At 45.1% G+C, this 6,850-nt stretch carries 8 protein-coding genes; 4 read left to right on the forward strand and 4 right to left on the reverse strand.

The window, feature by feature from the left end:
• The 3 genes from IM500_RS05655 to IM500_RS05665 all read right to left on the reverse strand — a co-directional run.
• Positions 1-128 (reverse strand): DUF2887 domain-containing protein (locus IM500_RS05655; protein ID WP_287737946.1); only part of this gene is annotated, 128 nt, incomplete at its 3' end.
• A gap of 9 nt (positions 129-137) precedes the next feature.
• Complete coding sequence (locus tag IM500_RS05660) at positions 138-263, reverse strand: hypothetical protein (protein WP_287737937.1); 126 nt, start codon at positions 261-263, stop codon at positions 138-140.
• 50 nt (positions 264-313) lie between these two features.
• On the reverse strand, positions 314-622 hold the full coding sequence (locus IM500_RS05665; RefSeq protein ID WP_287737939.1) for a hypothetical protein: 309 nt from the start codon (positions 620-622) through the stop codon (positions 314-316).
• A gap of 6 nt (positions 623-628) precedes the next feature.
• Here IM500_RS05665 and IM500_RS05670 point away from each other — a divergent pair, with 6 nt between their 5' ends.
• From IM500_RS05670 to IM500_RS05685, 4 genes are all read left to right on the forward strand, one after another.
• Complete coding sequence (locus tag IM500_RS05670; RefSeq protein WP_287737941.1) at positions 629-2,539, forward strand: heavy metal translocating P-type ATPase; 1,911 nt, start codon at positions 629-631, stop codon at positions 2,537-2,539.
• 20 nt (positions 2,540-2,559) lie between these two features.
• A complete protein-coding gene (hisS, locus tag IM500_RS05675) occupies positions 2,560-3,840 on the forward strand; it encodes a histidine--tRNA ligase (RefSeq protein ID WP_190720306.1) in 1,281 nt (426 codons plus the stop codon).
• 41 nt (positions 3,841-3,881) lie between these two features.
• A complete protein-coding gene (locus tag IM500_RS05680) occupies positions 3,882-4,532 on the forward strand; it encodes a hypothetical protein (protein ID WP_190720303.1) in 651 nt (216 codons plus the stop codon).
• Positions 4,533-4,736: 204 nt separating this feature from the next.
• On the forward strand, positions 4,737-5,066 hold the full coding sequence (locus IM500_RS05685) for a HigA family addiction module antitoxin (protein ID WP_002786883.1): 330 nt from the start codon (positions 4,737-4,739) through the stop codon (positions 5,064-5,066).
• Between the two features lie 75 nt (positions 5,067-5,141).
• On the opposite strand, the gene murJ is transcribed toward IM500_RS05685, so the two are convergent.
• Positions 5,142-6,850: murein biosynthesis integral membrane protein MurJ (murJ, locus tag IM500_RS05690; RefSeq protein ID WP_287737945.1), on the reverse strand; the 1,709-nt coding region annotated here is incomplete at its 5' end.

Here is a 6,850-nt window from a genome sequence, read left to right on the forward strand (position 1 = left end):
GATAGTTGTTTCACCTCTACGGAGGAAAATCGATAGAAATCGGCTAATTCCCTGGGAAAGTCGATTAACTCAAACAGAAGATCGGGAAAGGTTTGAAAAAGTCGGTAGAAAATCGTGTCGGTTTTCATGAGTTCGGTCTATCCCTCTGGTGCGTCGCTGGCTTCTGGAGGAGTATTTTTGACTTCTTTGGGGTTAATTGCCTTCAGACTGCCAATAAAGAGCGATTTTAGCCCATTCCATCGCTTTTTTAGTAAGGATAGCATCGAAGAAAAAAGGATAGCATCGAAGAAAAGCGGAAAGGAAGATAAGGAAATTATATCTCTACTGGCGAAAGTCGTCCCTCTACCGGTTCAAATTCGTCCTCTAGTAGCCAATTTTCCGCTTCCTCGTAACTCACACTGGTAAATACCACCTGATAACCCTCAGAGGGATCGTACACGCAATAGTTTCCTGAAGATTCAGCCAGTAAAAGCAAGATATAGGGAGGAGATAGCAGCGGATCGATCCAAACCTCGGCAAAATTCCAATTATTATCAGCTAGGTTGGCTGCAGGGGATAACGTCCTAGGGGTTTTCTGCATCGATCTAATTTTTTCTAGAATGGGGAGAGAATTAATTGCCATCGCTCCATGATTCAGAGTATTTCGTCCTCTTGGTTGTCTGAGTATTCCTCGGCGGTTGCCGCAGGAATTTGCGCTATTTTAGTCTTTTTTGGTTGGTTATGCCTACACCTTAATCTGATCGGCCTAGCTTTAATCCTACTACCGATCGCCTATGTGGTGGGAGGATACGAGAGTACCCAAGCAGGATTAACGACTTTATTTGAGGAAAAAGAACTGGATGTGGACCTCTTAATGATTGTAGCGGCGTTAGGGGCGGCGATTTTGGGACTCTGGGACAGTAATTACTATCTCATCATCGATGGAGCCGTTTTAATCCTGATTTTCGCTATTAGTGGTGCTTTAGAACAGATTGCCCTGGCAAAAACCGATCGCAATATTCGTTCTCTCATGGCTATGACTCCCGATACTGCCAGATTAATCACGGGAGACAGGGAAAAAGAGGTTCCTATCAAGCAATTACAGATCGGTGACACAGTTTTGGTCAAACCGGGCGAATTAATCCCCATTGATGGCATTATTATGGAGGGAAATAGTCCCATTAATCAAGCGCCAATTACCGGGGAATCGCTTCCCGTGGATAAAACCATCGGGGAAGAAGTCTTTGCGGGAACTCTCAACGGTGCGGGAGTGCTACGTTTAAAGGTGGAAACTACCCCCGAAAGTCGCTTAATTGAGAGGGTGATTCGTTTGGTAGAAAAAGCGCAAAATGAATCCCCTCCCTCCCAACAGTTTATCGAAGGTTTCGAGCGGGGTTATGCGAAAATTATCGTGATTTTGGGCTTAATTTTCGGGATTTTACCGCCTTTTCTCTGGGGTTGGACCTGGGAAACTACTATCTATCGGGCCTTAATTTTTCTCGTGGTGGCTTCTCCCTGTGCTTTAATGGCCTCAATTATGCCAGCTTTGTTATCGGGTATCGCTAACGGGGCAAAACAGGGGATTTTATTCAAAAATGGCGCAAGATTGGAGATGATCGGCCGCATACGAGCGATCGCTTTTGATAAAACCGGCACTCTCACCCTTGGTAAGTTGCAAGTGGTGGAAATTATCCCTATCCATGCAGTCAGCGAAAATGAGGTGTTAGCGGTGGCTGCAGCCCTAGAATCCTGTTCGGAACATCCCATCGGATCCGCTATTACCGCCACAGCCAGGGAACGTGGTATAAATTTCTTCAGTGCTAATCAGGTGCAAGCGGTATCAGGACGGGGTATCACGGGAAAAATTGCCGATAAGTCGGTATCTGTGGGCAATTTTGCCTATATTCGTGACCATATTGCTGATCTTGACCAGAATATTTTAGCTATCCGCGAACGTTTACAAAAAGAAGGCAGAACCCTAGTTTGGGTAGTACAAGAGAATCAAATGCTCGGTGCGATCGCTGTGGCCGATACCCTTCGTGACTCGGCAGTTAATCTGGTGAAGCAGCTAAAAAAGATCGGTATCGAACATATCGTTTTAATTACGGGTGATAATCAACAAAGTGCCGATAAAGTCGCTGAAAAACTCGGCATTGAGGAGGTTTACGCTGATTTACTGCCCGAAGATAAGTTAACCGTTATCCAAAATCTGCAAGAAAAATATCACACTGTCGCTATGGTAGGAGATGGCATTAATGACGCGCCCGCTTTAGCTATGGCTAATGTGGGGATTGCCATGGGAAAAGCGGGTAGTGATGTCGCCTTGGAAACGGCCGATATTATCCTTATGTCCGATAATTTAGCCAAAATTCCCAGCGCTATTAACCTCGGTCGTCGTGCCAATCGCATTGTTAAACAGAATATCACTTTCGCCCTCGCGTTTATCGGCATATTGCTAATAGCCAATTTTGCCGGTGATATAACTTTACCTCTTGGTGTCATCGGTCATGAAGGATCGACGGTATTAGTGACTCTAAGCGGTTTAAGATTGTTCAAATAGGGATAAAAATACAGAGAACTATGGGCGAAATCCAGGCAATCCGAGGCACAAAAGATATTTTACCGGCGGAGGTCGGTTACTGGCAGTGGTTAGAGGAAACTGCCAGCAGAATTTTAGGGACTGCGCTGTATCAAGAGATACGAACTCCCATTTTTGAACAGACGCAACTTTTTGAACGGGGTATTGGGGAAGCGACGGACGTGGTGGGTAAAGAAATGTACACTTTCCTTGATCGCGGTCAACGTTCCCTGACTTTGCGACCGGAGGGAACGGCTGGGGTCGTTCGCGCCTATATTGAACACAAATTACAGGCCGCCGGAGGAGTACAAAGACTCTGGTATAAGGGGCCGATGTTTCGTTATGAACGTCCGCAAGCGGGTAGGCAGCGACAGTTTCATCAAATCGGGGTCGAATTGTTGGGAAGTGATGACCCTAGGGCGGATGTGGAAGTAATTACCCTTGCCAGCGAGATATTAAAAGCTGTGGGGCTAGAAAACCTAAAATTAGACCTTAATTCCCTGGGAAATGCCCAAGATAGGCAAAATTATCGTCAGGCCTTGCTAGATTATTTGACTCCCTACAAAGCTGATTTAGATGCGGATTCTCAACAGAGATTAGAAAAAAATCCCCTGCGAATTTTGGATAGTAAGGACGAGAAAACCAAGATTATCTGTGAGAATGCCCCCAGTATTCTTGAACATCTCGGTAGTGATTCTCAAAAGTATTTTGAACGGGTACAATCTTTACTAACTGATTTGGGAGTTATCTATAATCTTAATCCCTGTTTAGTGCGAGGATTGGACTATTACACCCATACGGCCTTTGAAATTCAGTCCGATGATTTAGGCGCTCAAGCCACGGTTTGCGGTGGTGGTCGTTATGATGGTTTAATAGCTCAATTAGGCGGTCCAGACACACCAGCAGTGGGTTGGGCGATCGGTTTAGAACGTCTGATTATATTATTACAACAAAAGCAATCTTTATCTTTTTTGGTTCCCGATTTTTATCTCGTCTCCAAAGGAGAAAAAGCTGAGGCGCGCAGTGCGGTATTAGCGCAGCAATTACGCGGATTGGGGTTTAGCGTCGAGTTAGACTTAAGTGGCAGCGCTTTCGGGAAACAATTTAAACGGGCCGATCGAGCTAAGGCCGTGGGCTGTATAATTTTAGGGGATGCTGAGGCTGAAAATGGCACGGTACAACTGAAATGGATGGCCACCCAAGAACAAATTAGTCTAACCCAAGCGGATTTATTGACACAAGCAGGGGAATTAAAAGCGCAAATCTCCAGGCACAAATCCTAAGTTTTAGCGTCATGGCCAAACATTAGGCCTAGGCTAAGATTATGGAATTTATACTGCAAAAACAAGGGGAGAATCACGGACGCACAATTTCTACTAATTCCCTAGAAATTGTCTCGGGAAACTATCGTCTCTTGGCCCGTCTGGATTCTCCTTTTGCCCATATCGAAGTGCGTATCGATTACGAATCTCCCGAAAGTAGTGAACGATATACCCATTATTATCGATCGGATGCTGGGGGGTGGCTGGAAATTTTTTCCTATCGAGATTTAGGAATAGGTAGCTGGAAAATTCGCTGTTATGGGGATATTCTGGCAGAATTGGGGGGGCAAGGTTGGCAAGAAACGTTAACTTTAATTGTTACTCCTGTTAAGATCAATTATCTGGCTCAATTAGAACAGTTAATTAAAACCGAAATTGAACCTTTATTAGCACTAGAATCCTCTGCGGAGATGGTAAAATTAGAATTTGCTGATTTAACCAATAATTCCGCCTTTGTTTTTGATTTATGCCTACCAGAGGAAACAATGATTGCTAGAGAAGGGGTAACTCTAGAACTGCCGGAACCTGCTAATATGAAAAAGAGCCTTCAAAGTTTATCTAATCGCAGTTCTGCACCCCTACCCCCGAAAATATCCGGTTCTAATTCTCGCCGAAAATCACCGCAACTGCCCCCAATTCCTAAAAATAAATAGGGTTTGCTGAATAAATGTGAAATATAGACGAGGTAAGGGTTTTATACCGCACAGAAAACGGGTTTCTCCGAGAAACCCGTTTTCTAATCATGCACTCATGCAAAAAGGGGAATAAATAATCAGTTTTTAATAAATGGATTTAGTCTAAGAGTACAATCCCTGCAAAAAAGAAATAGTTTAGGGAGTTAAAAAAGGAGTATAAGCATGGTTCGCATACCTACCCATAGAAGACCCACCCATCCGGGCCAGATGCTGAAAGAGGAATTTTTGCAGCCGATGGGAATCACACAACGTCAACTTGCCGACGCAATCGGAGTTCCCTACCGGCAAATCAACGAAATCGTCAACGGTCGTCGGGGGATTACCCCTAGCACCGCTTTAAGACTAGCTAAATACTTGCAAGTCTCTCCTGATTTTTGGTTAAATCTTCAAATCCGATTCGATTTGTTTGATATTAAACAAAAAGAGAGCGAGCAAATTGAAAAAATTCTTCCGTCCCCTATAACAGTAATTACGAGCGAGGGGGGGAGTTAATCAGACTCTTAAAAACTGATTTGGTATTGGCTAGGGTGTAACCTTTCTTTAATCTAGTGGGGCCGGAACTTAGACCTAAGATTTTTTCAAGAACTTCTGACGAACTCGCGAGATTAACAGGTCTAATTCAGGTAACTTCAATAACATCGCACCGAGGAGGAATAAACCCACCGCTACGGTCGAGGCCAAACCTAACTGTAATAATTGTAGGAAAATATTACCAGCACCGAAAACCTTTTCCCAACCCCAACTAGCACCCCAACTAGCAACACCAGAAAGCATGGTAATTACCGTTAATCCCAATAAGGATAAACCCCATTCTCCCAAGGGTAAACCCCCTAAACGACGATTTAAAATCACCGTGAAAATGCCCATAGAAAGGATATTAACCCCCACAGTTGCTAAAACAATCCCCGGAGTACCAAAAGGTTTATACAAGAGGAAATCCAGCACACCATTGAGAAAAATATTTACCATACTCACCTTAAAAGGAGTTTCGCCATCACCCAAAGCATAGAACACTCGTACTAAAACATCGCGGCCGAGATAGAAAAACATCCCGAAACCGTAGGCCATTAATACGGGAACCACCTGTTCCGAGGCAGCCAGATTAAAGGCACCCCGTTGATAGATAACCCGCACTACCGGGAAAGCGAGGGCGATAAAGATAGCCGTGAAGGGTAACATGGTTAAAGCCGTCAATAATAAACCCTGACGGATTCTTTGCTTCAATTCTCCCCAATTTTCTGGTTCCGTCAGTCGAGAAAATATCGGCATAAACGGCACGAGAATCATGTTGGACATGATGCCCAAGGGCGTGAGAACGATAAAACTGGCGTAACGCATGGATGCGGCGGCATTTTCGATAAAAGAAGCGAAAAAGAGGTCAGTATAAACGTTAATATGCAACATTCCCGAAGATAAGGTCGCCGGAATCATCACCCGCAACACCTCCGACACCCCCGGTATCCGCCAATCCCAACGAAATATTAATTTTCCTAAACCTGCCTTGACTTGTGCGCCCACTTGTGCTAACCATTGCCAGAGCGCCCCGACGAGAGTACCGCCGGCGAGGACAAAACCCCCCAGTTGAATATATTGCGGCTCATCAATGCGATCGCCAAGTGACCAGGCCAGCAAACCCACCCCGATAATCACCGCTACACTGGAAAAAAGCGGACTGAGACTCGGTAGCCAGTATTGATCCGCCGCGTTGAGAGTACCGAAACCGATGCCGATTAAACCGGCTAAAACCGCCATGGGGGCCATAATTTGCAGTTGTTGAATGGCCATGCTGCGGGTGGCGGCATCTAAACCGGGAGCGAGAACATCGATAAAAATATTGGCAAAAACGATTAAAAAGACGGTGACAGCTAATAAAATCGCACTGACTAGGGTGGTAATAGTCTCGACAATCGGCGCGGACTCGGATTTATCTCTTTTGGCCAAAACACTGACCAAAGCGCTGTGAAAGGGGCCGTTAATGCCCCCGAGGAGAATTAACAGAAACCCGGGGATAACGTAGGCAAAAGCGTAGGCGTTCACCACCGGTCCAACACCGTAGGCAGCGGCGATTACCTGTTCGCGGACCAAACCAAAAACCTTACTGATTAAGGTGGCAACGGCGACAATTCCGGCAATACCGGCTAAGGAACGGGTAGCTTTCTTAGTAATGACGACACCTCGAAAGAAAACAACTGCATTGATTGATTCTACCCGTTTCTGTGTTCCGGAGGAAAAGCGCTCTCTAGTTGGCAAATTTAATTTGACTGGAATGTATAACA

Source organism: Microcystis sp. M179S2, from assembly GCF_020245805.1.
Taxonomy (GTDB): domain Bacteria; phylum Cyanobacteriota; class Cyanobacteriia; order Cyanobacteriales; family Microcystaceae; genus Microcystis; species Microcystis aeruginosa.

Bases quoted from the DNA above. Each gene is read 5' to 3' on its own strand.
- hisS (WP_190720306.1), top strand. From the start codon at position 2,560: ATGGGCGAAATCCAGGCAATCCGAGGCACAAAAGATATTTTACCGGCG.
- IM500_RS05665 (WP_287737939.1), bottom strand. From the start codon at position 622: ATGGCAATTAATTCTCTCCCCATTCTAGAAAAAATTAGATCGATGCAG.
- IM500_RS05660 (WP_287737937.1), bottom strand. From the start codon at position 263: ATGCTATCCTTACTAAAAAAGCGATGGAATGGGCTAAAATCGCTCTTT.
- IM500_RS05680 (WP_190720303.1), top strand. From the start codon at position 3,882: ATGGAATTTATACTGCAAAAACAAGGGGAGAATCACGGACGCACAATT.
- IM500_RS05670 (WP_287737941.1), top strand. From the start codon at position 629: ATGATTCAGAGTATTTCGTCCTCTTGGTTGTCTGAGTATTCCTCGGCG.
- IM500_RS05685 (WP_002786883.1), top strand. From the start codon at position 4,737: ATGGTTCGCATACCTACCCATAGAAGACCCACCCATCCGGGCCAGATG.